Here is a 24,212-nt window from a genome sequence, read left to right on the forward strand (position 1 = left end):
TGTCATCTAAAAGAGAGAACCATTGCGTAAGATTATGCTCCGCCTGCGATGCCATCTGCCGTGATCCCAATCAGATAACCAGTATCATCATCCAAAACGTAAACCACATCATCTCCAGGAATATGATACTTCCAAATCACTTCCCCCTTCATCCCATTGACAAGCGTAATGGTATCGCCCACCATGTACGCGCCATCGCTCACCAAATCGCCAAATAGCTCTCTATACTGGCGAAAAAGCGCCATTCTCCGCTTCTGCTCACCATTATTCATGGCTTCCCCCACTTTCTCTGACATATATTAAAACAAACATCAAACATCATAAAACAGTGTATCGCAAAGCACACATCTTCATTCCGCTCCGAAGGGCAATCACGCCACTTCTGCCGCGTCCTTTCAATGCAAACAGCTTCTTTCTACCTGCCAAGGAATATGGTGGTACTTCGGAGTAGAGGTTCGTGCAACGTGCGTCATCACCCCCCTGCTCCTGGTAGGACACGACATGTTGGGCCACATTCGCCAGTTTGCGGCCCCATGATGCTTTTTTTGTGTTCCTCTGGAGACAACGGAGCGGGAGGAGAGCATGGGCTAGGTCTGCCGGGAAGCACAGGGTGGTGCTCCTCTCATTTACCAATGCATTCCTCGTCTTGCCGTATCCAATGAGGCGTGATTGATGGTGAGTTGAATGAGGCAAACAAGGCGGACGCATCTATTTCCCTACAGATGCCATAGATCTGGTGCATCTGGCGATCAACCCGTCCGGCAACAATTTCATAGGATCTACTGTCTTGAGAGAATTGCATGCCAACCAGAGAGGTAGCGATACTCTCCATCGCGAGCGTATCAAGGAACGGAGAGCAGGAGAGCAGAAGGTATTCTTCAGGTGGGAGACGTTCCTGTCGAGTGCGGGAGGGTCCAGGCGTGCTTGAGCGGGCGCTCGTTGTCGTGGTTCCGGTCTCATGATACTCTCCTGTTCTTTGGATCGTCTGCTCATTGTGAGCAGAGGCGGCTACTCGCAGAGGGGCCTAGGTCCCTTTATTGATCTCAACCTAGATTACTAAACTCGAACATCCTGAACCAGCAGAGAATTACTAGCGAAGTTTAGCTTCTTACGCTGAGGTCAATAGGAGCGGGATCGGTGAGCAAGCATCGTGTTGCTGTTGGTGCATGCCTTGCGGGCCAAACTGCTCAATCCTTGCAAGCAGGGGTGAGAGCACAAAAGGCATTTTACGCAGAGCAGGGAATGCGTGAAAGTGTAGCAGAAGAATATTTTCTTCGTAGAACGTGAGAATCAGCATGGGGAGCGCGCGGGAGCGTAGCAGTGGGAGAAGGCGAATGAGCTCCTGAGCAGCTTCACCAGGTTCTAGAATAAACAGGTCACAATGAGCGAATTGGTTAGGCACCGTGCTGTATGTTTCGACCTGATGCCCGCTAAGTTCCAAAGCTGAGCGGAGCATGTCTTGAATGAGAGCTGCTTCATCTATGGCTCCTATATGCATATGAGAGACTCCTTGCCTGTAGGAGAGAGGAATGTATGTTATATCCCTGATGGTGAGTAGCGAAGCCGTGTTGCACTATCGGAACAACGGAATCCGGAAAAGCTGTTCTTACTTGCTTTCTTGCTTCATGCGAAGTATAACCATCAGACATAAAATAAAACTGAGATGTTACTGAGAGCAATCTGAGCACTAGGCTTTCGCCTGGTGCTCATTCCCAGCGTAAATGCAGTGTGATGCAGATGAAAAGAGATGAGATGAGCGAGTGCAATTGCTGTTGCCAACGTCGGAGAGGAGGTATTGTCAACTTAGCGATAATTGGTGAGCTAATCACCATGAATTCGAGACAAAAGTGGGGCGTCAGCCCAAAATGAACTCGAAAGAAGGCCCTCTGAAAGGTCGCAAATGAAGGTTCAGCGGGGAAAGCTCATCAAGAGATTTTTTTAAGTAGACAATATCGTGGCGTTTGTTTTCATGCAGTTCCTTTCACCCCTTGTTCAGTTCTGTTACCAAGGTGACAATATCCGTGTGGCTTCTACGTGAAGGTCCATCACATCGTTGGTCAGAATCTTTAAGTCAACTAATTTGTTTTTCGTGCAACTGGTGCTTATACTAATAGAGAAGATAAAGTTTCAATAAATGCGTTGGGAGGAAAAGTAGCAGTGAGACCCTTTATCCTTTCTAAAAGTCAGGTTCTTCGTCGCCGTGAATTTCTTACACAGGTCACTGCTGTTGCGGGGGGCATACTTCTTGTGGCGTGCGGTGGTACAGCCGCGACAGAGTCAGCCAGTAGTGGCCCATCTGAGCAGGGTAATCCGGCGAAAGGTTTTCAACTACCACCGTTAGGCTACGCGTATAACGCTTTAGAGCCATACATTGATGCCCAGACGATGCAGCTGCATCATGACAAGCACCATGCTACCTACGTAAAGAACTTGAATGATGCGCTGAAAAATCACCCATTTGCTTCGCTACCAATCGAGGAGGTGTTGCGCCGTATCAACGAATTGCCTGAGAACATACGCACAGCGGTTCGTAACAATGGCGGCGGTCATGCTAACCATAGCATGTTCTGGCGGATAATGAAACCCAAAGGAGGGGGAGAACCTGCGGGAGAACTGGCCAGCGCAATCAAAGCGAATTTTGGTTCGTTTGCCTCCTTCAAGGAAGCATTCAACACGACTGGAAGCAAGGTTTTTGGGTCTGGCTGGGTCTGGTTAGTGAGCGACAAAAGTGGCAAGTTGCAAATAACTTCGGCTGCTAACCAGGATAGCCCGCTTCTGAACGGTCTTTATCCCGTCATGGGTAACGACGTGTGGGAGCATGCCTATTATCTCAAGCACCAGAACCGTCGCGCAGATTACCTCAATGCATGGTGGAATGTAACCAACTGGGATGAAATTGCGAAACGGTATGGTCAGGCGAAAAATATCTAAAACTATATGGCTTACCGTTCTCTTAAATCTAGACGCAATTTCAAGATTCTGATAAGCTCGTGGGCGGCGCTAGTGGGTATGTCCCACGCAGGCCCGCCGGCTCTTGCTCTGCACACACCTGTTCTGATGCGCGCAGGTAGGTGCGAGCGCTCCAAAAGGCTGAGTTCCTGGAGAGGCATATGGATCAGAGTGGCACGCAACGTGTTCTTTTTTGAGGGGATGAAGGCATCACATCAGCCCTCGTAAGCGTGGCCTGGCACGCTCAAGGTGGAGTACAAGGCGGTGACGCTTTCCAATTTTGAGAATGTTAGAGGAAGTCATGGAATATAAAGAAGCCACCTGGATACTTGTTATATCCAGGTGGCACAGCGGAACCGACGGGATTCTGCTTATTTCCAACAACACTGCGTGACAGGTTGCTATTTCAGCTTAGCGGAAGCGCCGCCACATGGATAGACGATGGATGAGCTGTCTCCAAGATAGGCGATGATAGGAGTGAGTCCGCCCAGGATAGACCATATCGAGGCGGCTAGCACCATGTGGGTAGGCGACCTGGGGGGTCGAGTTATGCGAAACGGCAGCGGGGGAGCTAGCACCATGCGGGTAGGCGACCTGGGGGGTCGAGTTATGCGGAACGGCAGCGGGGGAGCTAGCACCATCCGAGTAGGCGACCTGGGGGATCGAGTTATGCGGAACGGCAGCGGGGGGGCTAGCACCATCCGAGTAGGCGACCTGGGGGGTCGAGTTATGCGGAACGGCAGCGGGGGAGCTAGCACCATGTGGATAACCGATAGATGGATGTAACGAGGGTGCATAGTGTGTTGCCGCTTGATGGGTGATAGCGAGGGAGTGGGCAAGCAGGATCATGCTGGCCAGGAGAGCAACGATGAGGAGCATTCCCTGCAGTTGCCTATGATATTGACGAGCGTACATAATGATTCGTCGTATGTGCAGTTGCCTATGATATTGACGAGCATACATGATGATTCGTCGTATGTGCAGTTGCCTATGATATTGACGAGCGTACATAATGATTCGTCGTATGTGCAGTTGCCTATGATATTGACGAGCGTACATAATGGTTCGTCGCATGTAATGTAAAAGATGGGACATATCTGCTCCTTTCGTTGGTCGTGTAAGGACCATGAAACGGGTCGCATGGTGCTATCCCGGAGAAGTTTAGATAACCTCTATATTTCAATTATAGTGGGACATACTTCCCCCTAATTGGGTATGTACTTGAACGCGCTGAACCCACAGGTTGCGCAACGAGATTGCAGCAAGCACACAGTTGGTAGAGTGCGAAACGGCTTCAGAAGCTATCTTGGCCACAGCATTTGCTTGTTGACGATAGGGGGGAATGTCACTTCTTCACAGAAAGCATAACAGCAATGAAGGACGTTCGAGAGCCACTTCAGTCATAGGTACATCTCGTTGCGTATCCCGTGGGAGTAAACAGGTCAAACTTAAAATATGGCATGTTTGCGGGCATAAAAAAAGAGCCGATGGCCGGAGTCGGCTCAGCTTGTTTGTTGGAGTTTGTGGATGTCCTCCTGGTGCTTGAAATCGAGGGTCTTTGTTTGCTGGTATTGGCAATTTCTTGTATAAATTGGTGCGTGTTGCTACAGTCGTTACTACAGTTGCTACAGTGGTTAACGTCCTGTGTATGCCGATGGAGAGATGCGGGTCGTTTTGTTTGTGAGTATTAGAGGCTGTCCTCCTGGTACTTAAAAGGCGAGTTTTTGTTTGTGTGCGTTGGTAAAACCTTGTTTTTCGGTGTAGCTGTATTGATGAGATAGGGCGGGCAGCAGTAATGGTTGCTATACTGCCTGCCTTGTTTTTAAGAGATTAGTGGAACTGACGGGCGACGAACCACCGGTCGCACCTGGCCTTGATTCCTCTGGAGAAGTTGTTCGCTGGTCGTGGTGATATTCTTGTCTATACGCCGAAATCCAGTTCTGAATATGCTCAATCCGGTGATCCATTTGACCAGGCATGTGAGAATCTAGGTATCATTTCTCTGCCTCAACACCGCCCTGGTCCAGATACACTGCCATGGAAAATTCCCGCTTCCGACTGGCCGAATGTGGTACGCCGCGTTCTCGAGAACCAGGAGTCGCTGCGGAAGGTAGCCGAGGAGTATAGGGTTTCGTATGAGACGATCAGGCGTGTCGTTCGCGCTGCTTGCAAACAGAGAGTAGGGAAGCCCTTGTTGGCAACGACACTGACAGAGCAAAGGGAGCCATGATTCCAAGAGCTGAGTGAGAAAGAAAGGAAGATGTAATTGCATTATCCTGGAGCAGGAGGATTGAACGGGTTATTGAAGCTGTTTTAGCTGAATACACATCTCGTTGCCTAACCCGTAGGGAGAGCCAGGATTTTGGAGGCTGGACATATGCGAATGCGACTGGCAGGAAACCAGTCGCATTCGCGGCCTATTGGTTCGCTCAGCATTGAGTGGAGGAAGCAAAGATTTACTTCACCAGTTTTGTCAGGTCCAGGTTAAGCTTTTTGGCCAGAGCTCTGATAGGATCGAAGGAACTGTCACCATCTTTAATGAAGCCGCCTGAGCCGAGTGCTTTCAGAGCAGCCGCATTATTGTTCAGATCCATGAATGCAGCCTGGAGAGACGCTATATCGCTCTGGCTCAGATCTTTACGGACAGCGATCGGCCCTTCAGGAATGGCAAAGCTCTTCGCGATAATCACAACATCGCTCGCTTTAAGCTTGCCCTCTTGGATCAGGCTATCATAGGTATCACTGGCAAGAGCGCCAGCATCTACCTTGCCGCTCAAAACTGCGGTCAGCGAGAGAACATGTGAGCCAACATAGGTAGCCTGCAAATCCTTGTCGGGATCAATCCCAGCGTTGAGCAGGGTATAGCGAGGAACAAGGTTACCGCTGGTCGAAGCTGGATCGATAAAGGAGAACTTTTTGCCTTTGAGATCCGCCAGCGTCTTGATGCCAGTTTTCGCCGTCGTGATAATATAGCTATAGTAGTGATCAGCTTTATCAGCTGGCGCCAGCGAGCGCAGAATAGCCTTAGCACCACCTTTATCAGCCGCCAGGACATAGCTCAGTGGTCCGAAAGAGGCGATATCAGCTTTTCCACTGGTCATAGCCGTGATAATCGACGTATAGTTTGTCCCAACAAAGAGATTGACGGGTTTACAAACCAGCTTGGAGAGTGCATCTGAGAAAGGCTTGGTTGCATCCTGAACACTGGTCGGGTTATCGGGAATAACACCAAGGTTTACCTGGCTCAGGCTAACCGGGTGCGCACACGCCGAGGCGGGCGTAGCAGAGGCCGCAGTGTTGGTGCTGCCACAGGCGGAGAGCACCAGCATCAGGCAGGCAAATATAGCAATCGCCAGGCGGCTAAACCAGCGTGGACGAGTTGCATGTGTAGTTACGGGCATTGTATGCTCCTTTGTTGCAAAACGAAATACAGAACAGTAACAGTTAAAAAATTGCTGGAAAAGCTACAACACTTTCGAGCGTACAAAGTCACTAACCCGGTCCAGCAGAACAACTGTCACGACCAGCGTAACCAGGATCACTGAAGCATTGGCATAATTCAGCAAGGAAAGGTTTTGATCTAAAAGAAATCCGATACCTCCGCCTCCCACGAACGCAACCACTGTCGCATCGCGTGTATTTGACTCCCAGTAGTAGATCGTAGAGCTAGCAAGAAGAGGAAAAGCCTGAGGAAAGACCCCCCAGCGAAAACGTTTCAGACCATTTGCCCCGGCGGCGCTCAGTGCCTCAATGGGCTCTGGCTTGACCGACTCAATGGCCTCGGCGTACAACTTGGTCAGCACTGAGATCGTGTGCAAACCCAGACCAAAGGCTCCAGGAACCGGTCCCAGGCCGATAAAGGTCACAAAGATCAAGGCGAGTACCAGCGAAGGGATAGCACGAATGATATTGATAAGGAAACGTACGATAGTATAGATAGTTGGATGAGGGGTTGTATTTCTGGCCGCCAGGATGCTCAAAGGCAGTGCTCCGACAACCCCGATGATCATCGCCAGGAGGGCTGTCTGGATCGTCACCAGCATCTGAGTGATCACAAGGCTAAAATAGCTCCACTTGGGTGGTAGCATCGACTTGAGCAGGCCAGCATTCTGACTGCTAAATAGGCTTGAGATGTTGTCCCAGCTAAACCCTTTCAGACTAAAACCCCACCAGAGAAAGAGCGCAAAGAGCGCAACTCCTGCAATGATGCTGCGCTGGAAAGCCAACCAGAACAGAAGAATAATCAGCAGCGTCAGGACAAGCTGGTTAATATTTGTATCAGTAAATGCATAAGTAAAAATGCCGAGATCGAGTCCATTGATTGGACCGAGATGGCCTGCACCGAGCAGAAAATACGCGGCTAGCAGAACCAGGAGAACCAGCGAAATATGAGTATTGCGTTCGCGCCAGAGGCGAGGTTTTTTTCTCGCGCTGGGAATAATTGCAAGTGCACCAGCTAGCAAAATAATCAGTGCTACTGCAATATTCACATTGAATTGCAGCGTCCAATTGACAGAGATAGAACCCAGATCAATTATGTGTGCGAACAACACTACTGCTGCGAGCGAGCAGAGTAGTGCTGGCGCGGCCAGAGGCCAGTGAAGTGAGTCAAAAGGTTTGGCTAGATCGGGACTTGGCCTGCGCATCCATGTTTGTAAACTACGATCGCGCTTTGGAAGAAACTTTGCTATAGCTTCGCTTTGCGTTTCATTTCTCTCTTCAATCAACGTTTTTCTCTCCTCTAAGCATACTTCATTTCTGCTCTTTTATCTCACTCTTGACAGATCGGCAGTCTGATTGTGTGCTTATCTGGATAGTAGGTAAGATAGCAGAGGGTGATTACGCTTCTAATTCAGCATTTTGTGAGTTCTCATCATAGCGCGAGCGCGCTGCAGGATTTTCACTGCGATAAATTTCCTGCAAGAGACCATCGCTCAGTTCACCTGGGAGGCCATCATAGAGAATGCGTCCCTGAGCGATACCGATAATGCGATCAGCAAAATGTTTGGCGGTTTCGATATCATGGATATTGACCAGAGTTGAGACGCCTAATTCCTTGGCAGCATTGCGGAGGTCGCCCATGACACTCCATGACAACTCAGGGTCCAGGCTGGCCACAGGTTCATCAGCCAGTAAGAGCAGGGGTTCCTGAGCCAGAGAGCGGGCAATCGCGACACGCTGTTTCTCTCCTCCCGACAAATTGTCGGCCCGATAGGTAGCCCGTTGCAGCATATGGACACGCCCCAGACATTCAAGCGCCTTCTCGCGATGATTTGCATTAAAATAACCGAGCAGCGCAGACAGATTATTCATATAACCCAGGCGTCCCGTTAAAACATTTTGCAGGGCCGTCAGACGTCCCACGAGATTAAATTCCTGAAAAATAAAACCGATCTGGCGGCGAAGCAAAAGTTTTTGTTCATCATTCAGACTGGTGATGTCCCTGCCTTGCATCCGCACAATGCCCGTTGTTGTTGAGATGAGGCCGTTAATACAGCGTAACAGCGTCGATTTACCCGCGCCACTGCGTCCAATAATGCAAACAAACTCACCCGCCTGGAGATTAAAGCTTACATCAGCTAAAGCCTCATAGCCATTCGGGTATACCTTAGAGAGACTGTTTACTTCAAGCAATGCCACATTGCTCACGTTCTTTTTGCCTCAATCTTTCTATTAACAGACTATATTGCCGATATGAAGAAAGATTCTATTTGATAGTATTGTCCTCTTGTCTGAAAATCATGGTGACCTTAAGTACATATTTCCTAAGACAATACTGCCTTATAAAGCTTAAGAGTCAATCAAGAGACTGATAATTTTATGTAAAGCTTATGTAATATATGTAATAAAGGCAGGACTCCCTTAACTGGTGGTTGGGCATAAGGCCCCCTTTCGCAGGCGAAGCGCTGATCGCGGTCGTATAGATAACGGCCTGGTGACTGGCGCAATCGCCCTGGGTGGCCGCCACCTCCGTTTGGGGGCGATCCATTCGGGATCAGAACAGCTTCTCCTCGTTCGTGATCAGGCATCATCTCGATAGAGCCATCGTGTCAGATCAGCATTGTAGCGGAAGGTTTCTGCTGCTGAAAAGACTTCCTGGGTATTATACAGAATGAGAGGCACTGCTAATTCATGAAGCGAGCCATGAGAGCGGTAGGAAGGCTCCAGCGTTTCCATCTCTGTCTCCAGTTCCCCAAAAACAGTGTCTTGATCTCCGAGAACAACTACATCCCCAATACGTTCAGACATGAGATGAAAGCGTTGGGCAGCTTGCTCTCGTGGAAGCACCAGTTCGACGCCCGGCACCTTCTGAAGTGTCTGTTGGACTGCTTCTAAATCCTCTGGTGCTGACAGCCAGACATAGGCTGTTCCTCCAAACGTCCGATGATGTTGGATATAACGATCTTTCTCTGCTGAAAGCGCATAGCGGATTGGTGTCGCTTGTCGCTCGCAGACTTTTTGCAGATCCCAACAGCGTCGCTTTGCATTCATTCCATGATCAGCCGTGATCAAAAAGGCGGCATCAGGGGCTTGTTCAACGGCTTTTCCAAGGAAGCGGTCAAGTGTTTGCAGATGCTCTTGAGAACGCTGCTCAGTAGGCGTCCATGCATGCATTGGGAAGTCGGTGGTATGGATATACAATAAGCCAATCTCTGGATGCTCCTTAAGGATATCCACTGCAATTTGCCACAACCAATAATTGATCTCACTACTATAAATGGAGGGAGCAGGGCCATAACGAGCGACAAACGAAGCGGGAGGAGCCTCTGCCGCAAGAGCAAGGGTCGTCCCTTCTGCAAGCAGACTCAGCGTTTTCTTTTTGCTCGTGAGTAATGCACTTTGGATTCCTCGCGCCGCCGCTCGTTGGAAAAGGGTTGAAGTACAGAGTAATCGGGCATCTTCCATATACGCTTCCTGGCCCAGTTTCGGATCAAAGTAGGAATTTCCTGTGATCCCATGTTCATCAGGGTACGCTCCACAGCAGATGGAAACATTATTCACATTCGTGACGCTCGGCAAGAATGCACTTACCTGCTGAAAGAATCCTGTCGCTGCTAGCTGTTGCATAGATGGCAATGCTTGTGCTGTGAAATACTCCATTCCCATGCCATCAACCATCGCTACCACCGTGCGTTGCCGTTCCGCTCGTTTCATAAACCTTTCCTGCCTTTCTCATCTATGGAGAACGATAAAACGTATCAGCGATTCATCACGCCCACACGCCCTTTGCAGCATACAAGAGATTGTGGCATGATACCACTAGAAAAAATCAATAAAGGTCATAAGTAAAACTTATGAAAAGAGAAGCAGAGGCATCGGTGAATCTGCATCACTTGTTTGTTTTTTATCGGGTCGCACGCACCCAACATATAACACGTGCAGCAGAAGAACTCTTCATGAGTCAGCCAGCCGTGTCTCAACACATACGCACATTAGAGAAAGAGCTCAAGCAAGCATTGCTCGTCCGAATGGGTAATAAGATTTATTGCACTGAAGCAGGAGCGGTGCTAGCAGAATATGCTGCTCGTATTTTTGGGCTAGTAGGAGATGCAGAACAAGCGATGCAGGAATTCCATGGGCTGCAACGAGGGTCTCTTCGCATTGGAGCCAGCACAACCCCAGGAACGTACCTTTTGCCAGAGTTTCTTGGAAGGTATCAAGTACAGTATCCTCACATCAATTTGACCATCACCATGAAGAACACCGCGATGATTTCCAGCCTTGTCCGTCAATACCTCCTAGATATTGGGATTGTTACAGGTGAAGAGAACATTCCAGATATTGAACAGAGAGCGTGGGAAGTCGACCGTGTCGTGTTCGTCGGTCCAGCAACATCCTCATTGCCAGCTCCATGTTCACTTGAGCAACTCCAGCACTTACCTCTGCCATTACTGCTTCGAGAGAAAGGCTCAGGAACTCGGACAGTTGTCGAGCAGTACTTTCATGGTTCTGGTAGCGCTCTTCCCAAAGCCTGTATTGAAATGAACAATACTGAAATGATGAAACGAGCTGTCATGGCTGGCTTGGGGTATGCCTTCATCTCACAGTCAGCACTTGACGAAGAATTGCTCGCGAAGAAGATACGCGTTATTCCTCTTGCAACTGGCGTACTGCATCGATCACTGTTTATCATTTTCCCAAAGGGAAAGCAAATGTCCAGAGCAACCCAAGCCTTTCTGGATATGTTAGAGGAGAAATAGGAGATACATACCAGGGGAGGAAATACCCACGGATTGCGCAACGAGATGGAGATAGCTCTAAGATAATCAATAGTTTAGAAAATAGCACACCTTTGTTCTCATTTCTGAGCTAGACTTTATCCAAATTTAACAGACAACATGTTGGAACTAAGCGGCTAAAGCAAGCGTATCGACGAGACGCTCAAAGAGCGCCCGTGGAACTTGCACGGTGTCGGCATCTGAGGACGACACCAAAAAAAAGGTGGAGGGCCACAGATGCTGACGAACCAAAGCAAGCGTGTCCGAAAAGGTCGGCAACGTTTTGGTGTACCAAGCGGTCTGCCGAACGGGAAAGGCTCGCCGCTCCAGCAATTGCTGCGCAAAAATGGTGACAAGCGAAAACAGGCCCAACAACGCAGGAGTCGTGCGCAAGATCTCCAGATCCGACCATTGTCGTTGTGTCTCCACGCCCAAATGAGTGCGAACCTCATGAAACGTCACTTCGACCGTCCAGCGCAAGACAAACCAGGAGGCAATTTGAGCTGCATCCATCTGCTGATCCGTACACAGCAAGGCCATTGGTTCATATTGCCCCTTTGGGTCACGAAGAAGCACCCAACGGATGGCGACGGGAGGGATGGGAGACTGATACCACAAAGCCGTCCCGGTAGCGATCTCCATCTCACGGGTAGCGCCCCCGTACCAAGGCAGGAGAGATTTCTGCCAAACGGTTTTTTGATCGTGCAAGCGTTCTGCCAGCTTGGGGTGTCGTTGCCCTTTAAGCGCCGGACGACCTTTTTTCCCTGCTTCACGCTCTGGAGCAGGATCAGGTTGCGCAACGAGATTGTATAGCTGAACAATAAGAGGGAAAGCCGGCGAAAGAGCAGAGAAATGTGCCTCCTTCGTGCTGCGAGCGTTAAATATGATGGAAACAAAAAAACAGGGATAAATGCTCGTTTGACCGAAAATACCGCCTATCTACAAGGACGAAAGTCGACTACGGAACTATTTCCGTCTTCACTCCACGCTGGGAAAAACACCCTCGCTCTCAGAACAACGACGAGCATTCCTTGATCGGCTTACCACCTTGAGGGAAGCAATGCAAGCAGTTTCCTAACATGAGAACCCTGCATCGCACGCAATACTCGTTGCCTCTGATACGTTTCCATGTTCTCAGTTCTGACAGAACCCCACCATACGTCAAAGGAAGGCTTCCGCTTGCTCTCCCCTGCGAAAACACATCCATCGTCAGAGACAAAACTGCCAAGACCCCAGGATCAACACCCCTGGCAGCGCACGCTCCTGGAGCACCACCTTGGGCGTGGCTCACCAGTCGCACACCACGTTCCCCAGGCCATAGAGAGGACACCACAGGAAGCCATGGACAACAAGCCAGCAGCAGGGATGAGGTTCCCTGCTGCTGGCCCCTTCCTGCTTACCGTCTCCTCGACTCCGGTGGACTCAGCACCACCACTTGCCGATCCACAATCTCTACGCCTGGATGCAACCGAATGGCGTACGTCCGGCTGTTGATCTCGCCGAGCACCTGCCCCTGCTCTCCTATACTGGAGAGAGGAACCCACTCACTCTCCTGCGCAGCAAGCGAGGACAAATGCTCCTCCTCCCACGGCAAGATTGAATGCACCATCACCCCCTCTTCTGTCTTCGTTAACCGCATAACTCCTGCATACCTTCCTTCTCTGCCCAAAATATGCCTCTATTGTACCCCATCTCGTCTCCCCCCTCATCTGGTAATCGGCGCGAAAAGTGAACAGCACAACCATTGACAGCTTGAAAATTCACTTCCTGAGCGGATTGTTGTGCGCTGTTCTTGTAAATGCGGGTGGTCAACACGTCGCGTATCTCGGTGGACGACCAGAATTTCCGGTTTAGCTTCCTGCGTTTGGAATAGGTGAGTGTAGGCGCTTGCAAATTGCAAGTAAAAAAATACGACAAGGGAGAAACACCATGAACCAGTCATTTTCCATCCAATCCGCACCCGTTGTCCATCGTGGAACTTCCACCCGTCGAACCCGGATCGTGACCGCAACCCTCTGGATGCTTCAGGCCGTTCTCGCGCTTGTATTTCTCTTCGCTGGCAGCATGAAACTGATCACGCCCGTCGAGGTGATGGCCGCCCAGATGAGTGTCGCACTCCCGGGCTGGTTTGTACAGTTCATTGGCGTGGCCGAAGTTGCCGGAGCTCTAGGCCTGATCCTTCCGGCATTGACGCGTATCCAGCGACCCCTCACGCCGCTGGCTGCCTGTGGGTTGGTGATCATCATGGGGGGAGCGACCGTGGTGACGCTCATCGGTGGTGGTGGCGCTTCGGCATTGTTCCCTCTGGTGGTCGGATTGCTCTTGATCGCCATTGCCTATGGCCGCCGGTCTTTCTTCAAAGCTGCATAAGTCCTCTTGACTCAACCCCTGGCGCGAGCGCGTTGCCAGGGGTTTTTCTTTGCTCTTGTTGGTAAATAGCGTGAATGCCCGAATTTACAAAAATGGTGCGCAACAATCTGCCTCTGGAGAAGCTATAAGATTTGTCAAGAGTTCCTTGTGGGGGAAGCTGAGCTTAGAAAGGCATCAAGCCCCCTCTTAGCTGCCCTGGAGAGAGCGGCCAACCTGAGCATAATCCCAAGTAGGTGGGGGCTACGGGCCCGTAGCCCCCACCCAGACTTTGCCGGGATCGTAGTCCTCCTCCGTTTGCATCAGGTGCGTTGCCACTGCCACCATTTTGCGCATGACTGCCATGAGCGCGGACATCTTCTTGAGTCCACGCGCGACCAGATGCTGGTAATAGGCACCAAAGGCGGAGCCTTGCAAGGAAATGCTGCGTAGAGCGGCCAAGTACAGCATCTGGCGCAGCAAGCCACTGCCTTGTTTCGAGAGCTTGGGCTGGCCTTTCCATTGGCCGCTTTCGCGGATCTTGATATCCATGCCCGCGTAGGCGATGGCTTGATCGGTGCAGGCAAAACGATCCACCTCTCCCAGTTCTGCCCGTAACACTGCGATCGTCTTCGGCCCTCATTCTGGCATCTGTTGGAGCCCTTTGGTGCCTGGATCGGTGGTCATCAACTCCTCCAGTTCCTGCTCCAGTCGCACCAGATTGGCCTGCGTATGCTCCAACTGATCGCAGAGGATGCGCAAGCTACTCGCACGGCCACACAAGGCGCGGCCACTGCTCACCGACTCTTTCGCCAGGATCACTAATTTCTGTGCCGTAGAACGCCCGCGCATGTGGGGCGGGAACGGTTCGCAACACCTGGTACACTGCAGCTTCGCCTGCCTCAGCCACGGCCTGGGCATGGGGATAAGCTTTGAGCACCGCCAAGGCGCTCTGTCCGCACGGGTCGGCAAACACCTGGGGGAACTCGGGGAAGAGCACCACCACCAACGCCTGGATCTGATTCTCGTAGCGGGCAGCCTCTTCGCGAGAGACTGCGTGTGCAAGCGGACGAGTTCCCGGTAGGTCGCAACCTGCTCACCAGGAATGTACCCAATGCGCGCCTCTCCGCTGAGGAGCGTGCGGGCAATGGTCATGGCATCCAACCGATCGGTCTTGGCCCGCAATCCCCGTTGCTGATGAAAATGATGGGTTTGCCCTGGATGCAAGAGGCACATCTGATAGCCTCGCTGCTCCAATTCATGGTAGAGATTTTCATGATACCGGGAGGTCGCTTCCATGCCAATCATGATTTGGCTGAGAGCAGCATCCAACCGGCTCAGCTTCTCCTCCCAGAGGTCCCAGCCCTCCCTCGCATTGGCAAAGGTGGTCGGTTTGACTACGACGCTTTTGTCGGGGCGGGTGATGCACCCCGAGCAGGATTGGCTTCCGATATCAATCCCACACACATATTTGATCTCAGCCCCCTGTCCTTCGGAGGCAGGTGGGGTCATCTCCATTGCGCACCTGATTTTCTTGACTCCTCCCTCCCTGGATCTTCCATCCGGCGCACCTTTCCACCGGGATGAGCAAGCGAGAATCCCGACCAACCAGCGCGAGCGTCAGCTCATCTTGGATCGGCACTCTGGCTCTGGCAACGGCCTTTCGCGTCGCCATGGGCTGGTGCAACAAGCCTCATAGACCCTTGAAGCTCTGGCGGGCGGGGAGCTGTCTCCAGAAGGAGGTCACTGCTGTTCACAGGCCACTAGCGGTTACTCAGGCTCTCTCCCACTGCTCCCAAATTATTATATGAGCGGTTTTTCGGGTTATCAATGGTTGTGCTGCTCACTTTTCGCCACTACAGTCGCACTTGTTGAGAGCCAGAGAAAGCCATTGACAGGGACAAGCGCAAGAACCTAGCGCGCGTCGATGTCCGATTGAAGTTTGGCTGCGGTCTGCTCCAGATTGGCAAGAGTCAAGCTCTCCGTCATGCCAAGATAATGCTTGTAGGTATGACGGCGGACACAGCGAGAAGCCGACCAATAGCGCGTCTGCTGACCATCCTTGTATCCTCGATGCCCCGTAAAGCGCCCAGTAGGCCCAACGAAACGGAAAGAGGAAAGGGTAGCCAACCAGTCAAACCACGCGCGCGAATTGGGTTCCAGATGGACCTCGCCTTCTTGCGAACTCATGATCACGTAGATGCCCGGCGCGCTGTATTCGATCAGGGGAGGCATGCGAGACCGAGCGCGTTGTTCAACGGGATGCAGAGGTCTCGGCACACGTCGTGGACAAGGAGGTTCTTGCTCAGCCCCAGGAGTCGGCAGTGCGGAGAGTTGTCTCCCCACCAGTGGTTGCATGAGGGATTCCAAGGCCGTGATCCGACGCTCGACCGATCTCTCCCGCTCTTGGAGTAGTGCCAGCGTGAGCTGGGCAAACTGCTCCTGAAGCGTAGCGATCTTCGTTTCCAGACCAGACAGTCTCTGGAGCAGGTCTGCTTCAGAGCCTTGGGTGGTGAGGAACGAACAGGCTGTGGAAGCAGACTCCGCCTCGTTTTCAGGCACATGGGGAACGCTCACCTGAGACGAAATGAGAGGTGGAGAGGCTGCATCCAATGGCCGAGATGCCTGGAGTGGGCGCCCATGCAAGCTGGCTACTTGTTGCAGGTGTTCCTCCGTCACACATTTGATACGTGCATCCGTCGGGTGGGTAACCAGGAGCATATTGGCCTCTTTGAGCCAGTGGTGGAGGGTCTTGGGATGAATGCCAAGCAGACGAGCACCGTCTGCGAGAGGAAGAAGAGTCATACTCTCAGAACTCCTTTCAAGGAAAGAACAAATGGGAGACAACATGCGCACAAATTTCCAGGAACTCCAGCACTTCCAGGAAATTTCTGCGCGTGTCTAGGAAATGACACGCGCCAGGGCAAAGCCAAGAAAGTGGGAATCAGCCAGAATTAGCCAGCCTTGAGACGACGTTTGATGTGGTAAGAGCTCGCCGTGCTTTGGTGGCAACGACGCCACCACGACCAGGCAAGCACCCGGCGTGTGGACGAAGACAAAGGCCAGATGAGCCGTGCGAGCAAATGGCGCACTTCAGGAATGGTCAAGGGAAGTATGCAGGATTGGGTAGCAGACTCAGAAGTCGTAGGATGATCAGTGGGGAAACGCTCTGTTGCACAAATTCCTGCAAGATAAGCAAGAGCCAACAGCACGAGCGTAATGTGCCGGTACCAACCGATGAAGCTCCGTACTTCGTAGTGATCCATGCCGAGATCTTTGCCATTCTCAAAATTTTCCTCAACACGCCATCTGGCACCAATGGCCTTGACCATTGCTGGCAGGGTGGTTCCTTGCGGAGCAAAGACAAAGTAGTACGCTTTCTCAGATGGATCCGCGAGGCTACGACGAATGAGCAACCAATGTCTTCCATCATCCTCCCACTGGCGCAGCATGGGGACGATGGCCCAGTCGAAGAGCCTGGGGCCTTTGCTGCCTTCGCTCATTGACAGGCGCTGCCAGTTCCCATCGTGAAGGACGAACGCTTCGACCAATGCGGCCTCTTCGCGTCTGCGTCCAGTCGGTGTCTGGAACCCGACTGGTTCATTGCAAGCCACAGCCATCACGTAAGGATACGCACGCATTTCCAACCAGGTTCGCAGGTCCAGATTGCCCCCGTAAACCGTATCAGCTACGACCCAGGAAATGGGGATCTGAGCTTGCCAGATGCGTTCGATCATGCGCTGGGCCAACTCTGGCTTTGTCTGGAAACGAACCGATGCTGGGATGCCTGCGGCTCGACACCGATCGCGATCCTCGCACCAGTCCAAGGGCAAATACAGTTCGCGATCAATCAGGGTATGCCCTTTGGCCGTCACATATGAGAGAAAAACTCCGACCTGGCAATTCTCGACTCGGCCCGTGGTTCCGCAATACTGCAAGCCAACGCCAGCTGATTTTTCGCCTCGCTTGGGAAAGCAGCTTTCGTCGATGACCAGGATAGGCGATTGCAAGCCCAGTTTTTCAAGCACATACGTACGCAAATCATCACGTACGCCATCGGTGTCCCAAACGGCTTGCGAGAGCAGGCGTTGCATGCCATCAGGACGAGCTTCTCCGGCGTGTTCAGCTAATTGCCAGCCATTTTTGCGGGATATTTCGCTCAAAATCCCTTGCAGGTAGGTCAGTACCCGGCGATGTGGCTCTGGTCGGGCAAAGCGCTGGGCGAGGCGCCCATGCAGACGAAAAAGGGGTTGGACCCAGCGACAGACATCGGCAGGGGTCGTCTTGGTTCCGGTGAAGGTGGCATGCTTGTTTCGCTTCATCTTCTTCTCCTTTTAGATGTCGCTATCTGATTTCAGGTTTCACACCTACAGATTGCCACATCTGGAAGAAGATAATGATGTTGCTTTTCTTATACTTTTCTGGTTCTTATTGCTGAGTTAACAAGTGCGACTGTAGTGTTCGCGCCGAGTGCTCACATGAAACCTCAAAACCTGCTCACTCTTCGGCTCATGGCCACTTTTGGGACTAGATGAGCTTATCTAATGCCTCCATTTCCAAAAACGTGCTCAGAGAGTCCATTAGATAAACTCTTCAATTATCCTTTGCCCCAAATCTGGCCATGAGCCACCATTGGCGCTTATTACCACTCACCCTGGTTTGCCCAGGCCATTTAATTTTTGCATTCTCATATGTTGTATGATGAGCGTAGCACTTTTCCCTGGCTCTGTTTGCGCCCGTAGCTCCATGAAACACTTTGCTCCGCCAGCGCTTACAAGGGTTTGGAGAAGTGTGTAATGACTACGCCTAAAGGCAGGGGTTTCCAGAGGCCAACTTTGATGAACACATAATATAACCTATAGGCGGTAGCCCTCTTCGCCGTGGACGGCTGTGTCGAGACCTTGCTCCTCTTCCTCGGGGCGGACGCGTAGGCCCAGGGGGGAGAGCAGCTTGAGCAGGAGGAAGGTCAGGCCAAAGGAGTAGACGACGGTCACTACAGTGGCCAGGATCTGGGTGAGGAGCTGAGCAGGGTTGCCAAAGAGCAAACCGTTGTTGCCCAGGCTGTTGATGGCCTTTTCGGCGAAGATGCCCGTCAGGATAGCACCCGTAACGCCGCCCATGCCGTGTGCCGCCCAGACATCCAGGGTATCGTCAACGCGCATCTTCTTGCTGCGTAGCATCAGCATCAGGTAGGTCACGACGCCTGTGATGACGCCAATTGCCAGGCTGGCCATGGGGCCCACAAAGCCGCTGGCGGGGGTGATCGCCACCAAGCCGCAGACTGCGCCGGTCGCCGTTGCCATCGCACTGGGTTTCTTGTTCTCCGCCCAGCTCAGGACCATCCAGGTCAGAGCGCAGGCTGCGGCAGCCGTGTTGGTAACCACGAAGGCGTTGACCGCCAGGGGCGAGGCCGCCAGGGCGCTACCAGCGTTGAAGCCGAACCAGCCAAACCAGAGCAGTGCCGCTCCCAGCAGGACGAAGGGGACGTTATTTGCGGCCAAGTGCTGTCCCTGGGCATAATCCTTGCGTTTGCCGATGACAATGGCGGCGGCCAGGCCCGCGAAGCCCGCGCTGATATGCACCACGGTTCCTCCGGCGAAGTCCAGCGTGCCCAGGTTGTGCAGCCAGCCGCCTATGCCCCAAACCCAGTGGGCGATGGGATCATAAACCAGGGTTGACCAGAGCACGACGAAGAGCACCAGGGTGCGGAAGCGGATACGCTCGACAAAAGAGCCAATAATTAAAGCGGGCGTAATGATGGCGAACATCGCCTGGAAGACCATAAATGCCAGCTGGGGAATGGTTCCGGCATAGTCGGTATTAGGAGCATAGCCTACGCCGTGCAGGCCAAAGAAGTTCAAGCCTCCAATAACTCCGCCCATGTCCTTGCCAAAGACCAGGCTGTAGCCTATCAGGACCCACTGGATACTCACCAGGCCTAGGATAAGCAGCGACTGCTTGATGACGCTGACGACGTTCTTGCGCGTCACCATGCCTCCGTAGAAGAAGCCGACCGCGGGCGTCATCAACATGACCAGGGCGGCTGAGAGTAGCACCCAGGCTGTATCACCCGCATTGATGATCTTAGCGTCATAGGCACCTGCTGAGGAACCAGCGAAAAAGGTCGTCGCGTAGCCGATACCGGCCCCAAGCACAAAGAGCAGCAGAACATAGAGCGCGAAAGTATTTTTCGTTACCTGTCTGCCGGCACTCGCGCTGGCAATAGGTCGTGTGGTTTCAACTGTGGACATTGTCCCTCCACCATAAAATGAAACTATGCCACCAGGTATGCCTTTATACGAAAATCATGGCCATGGCTGATGCTCCCTGGCTCAGATTTCCGAATAGGCAGTATGCGTAGAGGTGCGTTCGCTGAACATCATTGTCCACATATTGCTATAATTATGACCTGTCAAACGTTCAACAGGGAGTCTAGCGCGGTACATCCTGCGCCCACTCTACATGGAGGCCGCTCACGATAAACATTGGCCGCTAAAATACTCGTACAAGAAATGTACCATGCAAACAGATATCCCGTACATTGGCAAACTGCAACAATTCAACCCATCCACATTGTGCATTTTATACAAATGGATGCGGGAAATCACAGCGTTTAACTGCATCAATGCATGCCTCAGAACATGCAAAAGAACCTTGTAGGATCCATACTCAAAGCGGTGCTTCCAGAACAGGACTCTTCTCAAAACCAACCAACCTCTTCATAAGATTCTTCTTATACTAATTCCAAAAACGGGTGTCATAATGCCTGAAGCCCATCAATCCACTAGGGATAGGAAGTCAGCTGAACAAGAATCTGCGGAAGCTCCCAAAACGCCTCAAGACAGGAGGTGAGAGCCTCACGCAACTCGTCGAGCGTCTCAAAGATGCGATTGGCCAGTCGTTGATGCAGGAGCCGAAAGATCGGCTCTGCTGGATTGAGCTCAGGACTGTAGGGCGGCAAAGAGAGCGGCACCAGGCCATCAGGCCAGTGGATCTGCCCGCAACGATGGCTGGGTGCATTGTCGAGCACGACCCCAATGCGCTGGTGCGGCCAAGTCTCTCGAAGCTGATCCAAAAAGATCTGCAAGCAGCCTGCTTGCATCGAGGGCAAGAACAAGAAGAGGGCTCGTCCCGTCTGCGGTTCGACCGCCGCATACACCCAGAGCCATTCGTAGTGGTCCTCGACGATCCAAGGTGGCCGAAAGCCCTTGGGGCACCAGCGTCGTCGCAGCCACATTTTGAGCCCAAAGCGTCCTTCATCGAAGGCCACGGCGATCTCGAGCTGCTGTGCGCTCAGCAGGTCTCCGAAGTTTTTTTTAGCTGGGCTTGTTGTTGGGGAGAGCTCCGTCGATGCTGCCGACGTCCTGTCTTGAGCTTGACGTGCTGCTGCTGAATGCGCCAGGAGAGGCTGCTCACACTGGAGTAGCTGATCCCCCAGTGCTCGTCGAGATACTGTTGAGCATCTTGCAAGCGGGCGATCTGCCCAGTTTTCATCTGCTCTTGCAGATCCTGCCAGGCTTCGGCAGTCATACGACCTCGTCGTCCATGTGCAGGAGCCAGGCGTAACAGGTCGTCTAATCCTTCCTGCTGGTACTGCGCCCACCAGCGAGAAACCTGACGATGGCTGTAGCCCAACAGATCCGCACACTGTTGCCGCGTGGTAGCTTGCCGTGTTTTGAGCAAGCGCAGCATCCGAATGCGCTCCACTGGACGTTTGCCGCGCAGTTCGTGCTCGTAGTTTTCCAGCGTTTCGAGCGATTCGCTGATCACTTTCGACCGAGACGACATCGTCTCAAAACCTCAGACTATCATGCTCTCTTGCAGGAGCAATTTCATGTGTGGAACCGAGTAACAGAAGTAAAAACGGCAGCATAATTCCACACTGTCCTTCCCGCTTCTCCGCTTTTTCTCTTCCCCTCACCATTCTTTTCAAAAAAAACCTTCAATTCTCTCGCTAAGTTGACAATACCTTTTCATCCGCTTTCACGTCGCTCCACGACATCACGCTTTGACCCAATTTACCAGCTGCGACGCATGATGTCTTCGGGCGGTCAGCGGCTCGGTGGAAAAAATGGGATGGCCCACAGAAAGATATTGAGCATAATTTTATACATCTGAGGTCTATCTATACATCTCATTGAATAAGCAGATACATATAATAGCGAGAGAACACTTACGGAGAGGGAAGGGTGGAGAGAGAGAACCCGTTCTTCTAGATACCTTTTGGAGGATTCTTGTGGAAGCACAAATGGATATACAGACATACCTGGAACAAGGTAAGCAAGCCCTGGCTCAGGGCAGCCCACGTGAGGCCGCCATCGCCTATGCACACAGCGCTCAGCTAGAGTCTGATAACCCGATGATTCACCTGGGCTTGGCGGAAGCCAACCTGGGGCTGGGGAGCTATGGCGTGGTACAGATGGCCTGCCGCCGCGTGCAGGAGCTACAGCCCGCCGGTGGACAGGAATCCGGCCTGGCCCAGGCACTGCTCGATCTCCTTGATCGGCGCTTCGAGCGCGCACTCCAGGGTGTCGATGCCGTTATCAGCGAGGACCCGGGGATCGCCTATGCGCACGCGTTACGCTCACACCTGCTACGCATAACAGGACAGACCTATGACGCGAATCTGGCACGCGCACGCGCGGCCCGCCTCTCCTATGGCGGACGCTTCGAGCACTGCTTCCCCAATGTTGAGCCACTCACGCCACCCGAGCCAGCGAAGCAGCTAGCCCAGCCGACTGTACTTCCTACAAATACGGCGAATGGGGCCAGCAGGGAGTCCATACCCACCTGGTCGCGCCCAAATGGGATGCAGCGCCGCATGATTCGCGCACGCTTCATGATGAGTCAGATGCCCGGCCTGGTGACAAATATCATTGTCGCGCTCAGCATCATCGCCTTCCTCGCCTTCTATCTGGGTGTCCTTAAGATTAATATAACGAATCCTCTCTGGTACCTGGGCCTCATCTTCATCGCAGTCAGTCCCTTTCAGCTCATCATTAACCTCTTCTCGCTCTTCTTCGTCGGACGGGCCGTAGAGGGACTCTTTGGCAAGTGGCGCTACATCGTCATATACCTGGCTTCCGGCCTCATTGGCCTTCTTGTAGATCAATACTTTCTAGGCGGCCTTGGTTCAGGTATGACCTACGCCGTCTTTGGCATCTTTGGAGCACTGGGGGGCTTCTACTTTATCAACCGCAAATCCCTTGGTGGCTTTGGCCAGGGCGCATTCCAGCAGTGGCTGCTCTTTGCGGGACTCAACATAGTGCTGAACATTGCTTTTGCCCAGGGGCAATTAACCCATGTCTATGGGCTGATCGCCAGCATCGTCGGGGGCCTGATCATCGCCGTCCTGCTGGCCCCACGCCAGCGCCGCAACCTCTTCTAGCAGCTACCACCTAACAAGAAACAAGGAGAAGCATTTCTCAAGATACTTCCCCTCTTTTTTCGCCCTTTGCTTGTTGCCGCTCACGTTACGCTAATATAGGAAGTCGAGCTTGCAATCTCGCTGTGACTCGGTTGAGTCACAAAAGTCCTGAGGGGAAGGCATTCCTACAAACAGGGGCAGCAGGTGGCTGACGGGTAAATAGCGTGCTTGCCCCTTCGCCTCGAACACGGACAAATTCTCCCAACAAGCGTTTGATCTGAGAGAAAGGGGAGAAGTGCGCCTTTGCGCATGAAATGAAACATATCAGCGTCCTCCCCCTTGACAAAGAAAAACATCGCTAAGGACTCTCGCTTAAATAACCAGACCTTGAGAGGCAAAATCTTCAGGCTCGAAGGTATAATTCCACTCGCCATGAAAATCATCTCTGGCGATGTGAAGAGCCTTGAGTTGCTCATCGCTCACTTTAATACCAGTCGGATACGTGTTGGCGTCCTTGATAGCAGTGACGACCAATCCTTCCTGCGTGGTCGTATGAGAAATGAGCTCAATGACTGTTTCAAGAGAGATCAGGGGCTTGGCACGCCAGTTGATGGAGATGTAAGAGAAGAGTCGATGTTCGATCTTGTTCCATTTACTGGTTTCTGGCGGAAAATGGCACACGGTGATGGAAAGCCCGGTCTCGTCAGCTAGCCGTTGCATCTCGCGCTTCCACAAGCGGCTACGCGCGGCGTTGGAGCCACCTCCATCAGCGGTGATGAGCAACCTGGTCTGCTCGGGGTACAAGTGTTTGCCATGCTGGTTCCACCAGCACCGGATACTCTCGACCGCAAACTCCGCCGTGTCATGGTCAATGCCCACATTCACAAAGCCCCGGTTGTGCATCAGATCGTAGACACCATAAGGTGTCAAGTACCATTTTACCAGGTACGGGACACCTATCTATACATACCAGTATGGTCGGCGGAAGGATTGCTCCTTCCGCCGACCATACTGGTATGTATAGATACTTTCCCATTTGCTTTGGTAGCAACAATCCCTACAGTGAATAAAGGAGTATAGTCGCTCGCGAATCAGGTTCTAACAGAGAATTCCCCTTTTTCTGACCACAGAGAAAACGAAGAAGCCTTGACACTGGTTGATTTTGTCAATGTGTCAAGGCGTCTTCTTCTTACGGAACCGACGGGCGACGAACCACCGGTCGCACCTGGCCTTGATCCCCATTGACAAGTTGTTTTCGGGTCGCAATGATATCCTCATGTATACGCCGAAATCCAGTTCTGATCATGCTCGATCTGATGCTCCATTTAACC

The 24,212-nt window shown here is 52.2% G+C and carries 19 protein-coding genes and 2 pseudogenes; 4 read left to right on the forward strand and 17 right to left on the reverse strand.

From position 1 onward, the window contains the following. Positions 1-32: 32 nt before the first annotated feature. Both KRAC_RS11110 and KRAC_RS11115 read right to left on the reverse strand, forming a co-directional pair. A complete protein-coding gene (locus tag KRAC_RS11110; protein WP_007906969.1) occupies positions 33-272 on the reverse strand; it encodes a hypothetical protein in 240 nt (79 codons plus the stop codon). A gap of 836 nt (positions 273-1,108) precedes the next feature. Further along, positions 1,109-1,498: a hypothetical protein gene (locus tag KRAC_RS11115; protein WP_007906971.1), complete on the reverse strand. Its 390-nt coding sequence runs from the start codon at positions 1,496-1,498 to the stop codon at positions 1,109-1,111. A 659-nt stretch (positions 1,499-2,157) separates the two neighbouring features. Between KRAC_RS11115 and KRAC_RS11120 the strand changes: the two genes are divergently transcribed. Further along, positions 2,158-2,931, forward strand: a complete 774-nt coding sequence (locus KRAC_RS11120) for a superoxide dismutase (RefSeq protein WP_007906973.1) — start codon at positions 2,158-2,160, stop codon at positions 2,929-2,931. A gap of 429 nt (positions 2,932-3,360) precedes the next feature. Here KRAC_RS11120 and KRAC_RS65725 read toward each other — a convergent pair whose 3' ends face one another. From KRAC_RS65725 to KRAC_RS11155, 5 genes are all read right to left on the reverse strand, one after another. After that, positions 3,361-4,044: a hypothetical protein gene (locus tag KRAC_RS65725; protein WP_007906974.1), complete on the reverse strand. Its 684-nt coding sequence runs from the start codon at positions 4,042-4,044 to the stop codon at positions 3,361-3,363. A gap of 1,361 nt (positions 4,045-5,405) precedes the next feature. Further along, a complete protein-coding gene (locus KRAC_RS11140; RefSeq protein ID WP_007906975.1) occupies positions 5,406-6,350 on the reverse strand; it encodes a phosphate/phosphite/phosphonate ABC transporter substrate-binding protein in 945 nt (314 codons plus the stop codon). A 63-nt stretch (positions 6,351-6,413) separates the two neighbouring features. Further along, entirely contained in the window at positions 6,414-7,676 is a 1,263-nt protein-coding gene (phnE, locus tag KRAC_RS61290; RefSeq protein WP_007906977.1) for a phosphonate ABC transporter, permease protein PhnE, read from the reverse strand. A 112-nt stretch (positions 7,677-7,788) separates the two neighbouring features. Beyond that, positions 7,789-8,598 (reverse strand): phosphonate ABC transporter ATP-binding protein, encoded by an 810-nt coding sequence (gene phnC, locus KRAC_RS11150; protein WP_007906980.1) that lies wholly within the window; start codon positions 8,596-8,598, stop codon positions 7,789-7,791. 372 nt (positions 8,599-8,970) lie between these two features. Further along, entirely contained in the window at positions 8,971-10,104 is a 1,134-nt protein-coding gene (locus KRAC_RS11155) for an alkaline phosphatase family protein (protein WP_007906982.1), read from the reverse strand. 140 nt (positions 10,105-10,244) lie between these two features. Between KRAC_RS11155 and KRAC_RS11160 the strand changes: the two genes are divergently transcribed. Then, the gene (locus tag KRAC_RS11160) at positions 10,245-11,150 is read left to right on the forward strand and encodes a LysR substrate-binding domain-containing protein (protein ID WP_007906987.1); all 906 of its coding nucleotides are present in this window, start codon (positions 10,245-10,247) and stop codon (positions 11,148-11,150) included. A 147-nt stretch (positions 11,151-11,297) separates the two neighbouring features. Here the strand turns inward: KRAC_RS11160 and KRAC_RS11165 are convergent. Both KRAC_RS11165 and KRAC_RS11170 read right to left on the reverse strand, forming a co-directional pair. Next, positions 11,298-11,945: pseudogene (locus KRAC_RS11165) on the reverse strand (IS701 family transposase); the annotation flags it as partial. 619 nt (positions 11,946-12,564) lie between these two features. Continuing rightward, entirely contained in the window at positions 12,565-12,807 is a 243-nt protein-coding gene (locus tag KRAC_RS11170) for a hypothetical protein (RefSeq protein WP_040442340.1), read from the reverse strand. Positions 12,808-13,097: 290 nt separating this feature from the next. Between KRAC_RS11170 and KRAC_RS11175 the strand changes: the two genes are divergently transcribed. Then, positions 13,098-13,538, forward strand: coding sequence for a DoxX family protein (locus tag KRAC_RS11175; protein WP_007906992.1), 441 nt, complete (start codon positions 13,098-13,100; stop codon positions 13,536-13,538). 240 nt (positions 13,539-13,778) lie between these two features. On the opposite strand, the gene KRAC_RS75800 is transcribed toward KRAC_RS11175, so the two are convergent. The 7 genes from KRAC_RS75800 to KRAC_RS11210 form a co-directional block, all read right to left on the reverse strand. Then, positions 13,779-14,141 carry a transposase gene (locus tag KRAC_RS75800; RefSeq protein ID WP_338010117.1) on the reverse strand — a complete coding sequence of 121 codons (363 nt, stop codon included), beginning with the start codon at positions 14,139-14,141 and terminating at the stop codon, positions 13,779-13,781. 12 nt (positions 14,142-14,153) lie between these two features. Next, entirely contained in the window at positions 14,154-15,032 is an 879-nt protein-coding gene (locus tag KRAC_RS11185) for an IS110 family transposase (protein WP_040442342.1), read from the reverse strand. Between the two features lie 396 nt (positions 15,033-15,428). Next, positions 15,429-16,319 carry a hypothetical protein gene (locus tag KRAC_RS11190; protein ID WP_007906993.1) on the reverse strand — a complete coding sequence of 297 codons (891 nt, stop codon included), beginning with the start codon at positions 16,317-16,319 and terminating at the stop codon, positions 15,429-15,431. Between the two features lie 149 nt (positions 16,320-16,468). Continuing rightward, positions 16,469-17,836 (reverse strand): IS701 family transposase, encoded by a 1,368-nt coding sequence (locus tag KRAC_RS11195; protein ID WP_007906994.1) that lies wholly within the window; start codon positions 17,834-17,836, stop codon positions 16,469-16,471. Between the two features lie 534 nt (positions 17,837-18,370). After that, positions 18,371-19,594, reverse strand: a complete 1,224-nt coding sequence (locus KRAC_RS11200) for an ammonium transporter (protein ID WP_040443351.1) — start codon at positions 19,592-19,594, stop codon at positions 18,371-18,373. Positions 19,595-20,298: 704 nt separating this feature from the next. Further along, entirely contained in the window at positions 20,299-20,916 is a 618-nt protein-coding gene (locus tag KRAC_RS11205; RefSeq protein WP_274532118.1) for an IS630 family transposase, read from the reverse strand. Then, positions 20,808-21,302 carry a helix-turn-helix domain-containing protein gene (locus KRAC_RS11210; RefSeq protein WP_007906998.1) on the reverse strand — a complete coding sequence of 165 codons (495 nt, stop codon included), beginning with the start codon at positions 21,300-21,302 and terminating at the stop codon, positions 20,808-20,810. The genes KRAC_RS11205 and KRAC_RS11210 overlap by 109 nt, the downstream gene beginning before the upstream one ends. 460 nt (positions 21,303-21,762) lie before the next feature. On the opposite strand from KRAC_RS11210, the gene KRAC_RS11220 reads away from it, so the two are divergent. Continuing rightward, complete coding sequence (locus KRAC_RS11220) at positions 21,763-22,902, forward strand: rhomboid family intramembrane serine protease (protein WP_052568160.1); 1,140 nt, start codon at positions 21,763-21,765, stop codon at positions 22,900-22,902. 351 nt (positions 22,903-23,253) lie between these two features. Here the strand turns inward: KRAC_RS11220 and KRAC_RS11225 are convergent. Next, positions 23,254-23,808: pseudogene (locus KRAC_RS11225) on the reverse strand (ISAzo13 family transposase); the annotation flags it as partial. Positions 23,809-24,212 lie beyond the last annotated feature (404 nt).

Origin of the sequence: Ktedonobacter racemifer DSM 44963, assembly GCF_000178855.1 — a bacterium.
GTDB classification, from domain to species: domain Bacteria; phylum Chloroflexota; class Ktedonobacteria; order Ktedonobacterales; family Ktedonobacteraceae; genus Ktedonobacter; species Ktedonobacter racemifer.

What these genes read in the sequence shown, in the direction of transcription:
- KRAC_RS11110 (WP_007906969.1), bottom strand. Translation starts at nt 272, where the DNA reads ATGAATAATGGTGAGCAGAAGCGGAGAATGGCGCTTTTTCGCCAGTAT.
- KRAC_RS11115 (WP_007906971.1), bottom strand. Translation starts at nt 1,498, where the DNA reads ATGCATATAGGAGCCATAGATGAAGCAGCTCTCATTCAAGACATGCTC.
- KRAC_RS65725 (WP_007906974.1), bottom strand. Translation starts at nt 4,044, where the DNA reads ATGTCCCATCTTTTACATTACATGCGACGAACCATTATGTACGCTCGT.
- KRAC_RS11140 (WP_007906975.1), bottom strand. Translation starts at nt 6,350, where the DNA reads ATGCCCGTAACTACACATGCAACTCGTCCACGCTGGTTTAGCCGCCTG.
- KRAC_RS11155 (WP_007906982.1), bottom strand. Translation starts at nt 10,104, where the DNA reads ATGAAACGAGCGGAACGGCAACGCACGGTGGTAGCGATGGTTGATGGC.
- KRAC_RS11160 (WP_007906987.1), top strand. Translation starts at nt 10,245, where the DNA reads ATGAAAAGAGAAGCAGAGGCATCGGTGAATCTGCATCACTTGTTTGTT.
- KRAC_RS11170 (WP_040442340.1), bottom strand. Translation starts at nt 12,807, where the DNA reads ATGCGGTTAACGAAGACAGAAGAGGGGGTGATGGTGCATTCAATCTTG.
- KRAC_RS11175 (WP_007906992.1), top strand. Translation starts at nt 13,098, where the DNA reads ATGAACCAGTCATTTTCCATCCAATCCGCACCCGTTGTCCATCGTGGA.
- KRAC_RS11185 (WP_040442342.1), bottom strand. Translation starts at nt 15,032, where the DNA reads ATGGAGATGACCCCACCTGCCTCCGAAGGACAGGGGGCTGAGATCAAA.
- KRAC_RS11190 (WP_007906993.1), bottom strand. Translation starts at nt 16,319, where the DNA reads ATGACTCTTCTTCCTCTCGCAGACGGTGCTCGTCTGCTTGGCATTCAT.
- KRAC_RS11195 (WP_007906994.1), bottom strand. Translation starts at nt 17,836, where the DNA reads ATGAAGCGAAACAAGCATGCCACCTTCACCGGAACCAAGACGACCCCT.
- KRAC_RS11210 (WP_007906998.1), bottom strand. Translation starts at nt 21,302, where the DNA reads ATGTCGTCTCGGTCGAAAGTGATCAGCGAATCGCTCGAAACGCTGGAA.
- KRAC_RS11220 (WP_052568160.1), top strand. Translation starts at nt 21,763, where the DNA reads ATGGATATACAGACATACCTGGAACAAGGTAAGCAAGCCCTGGCTCAG.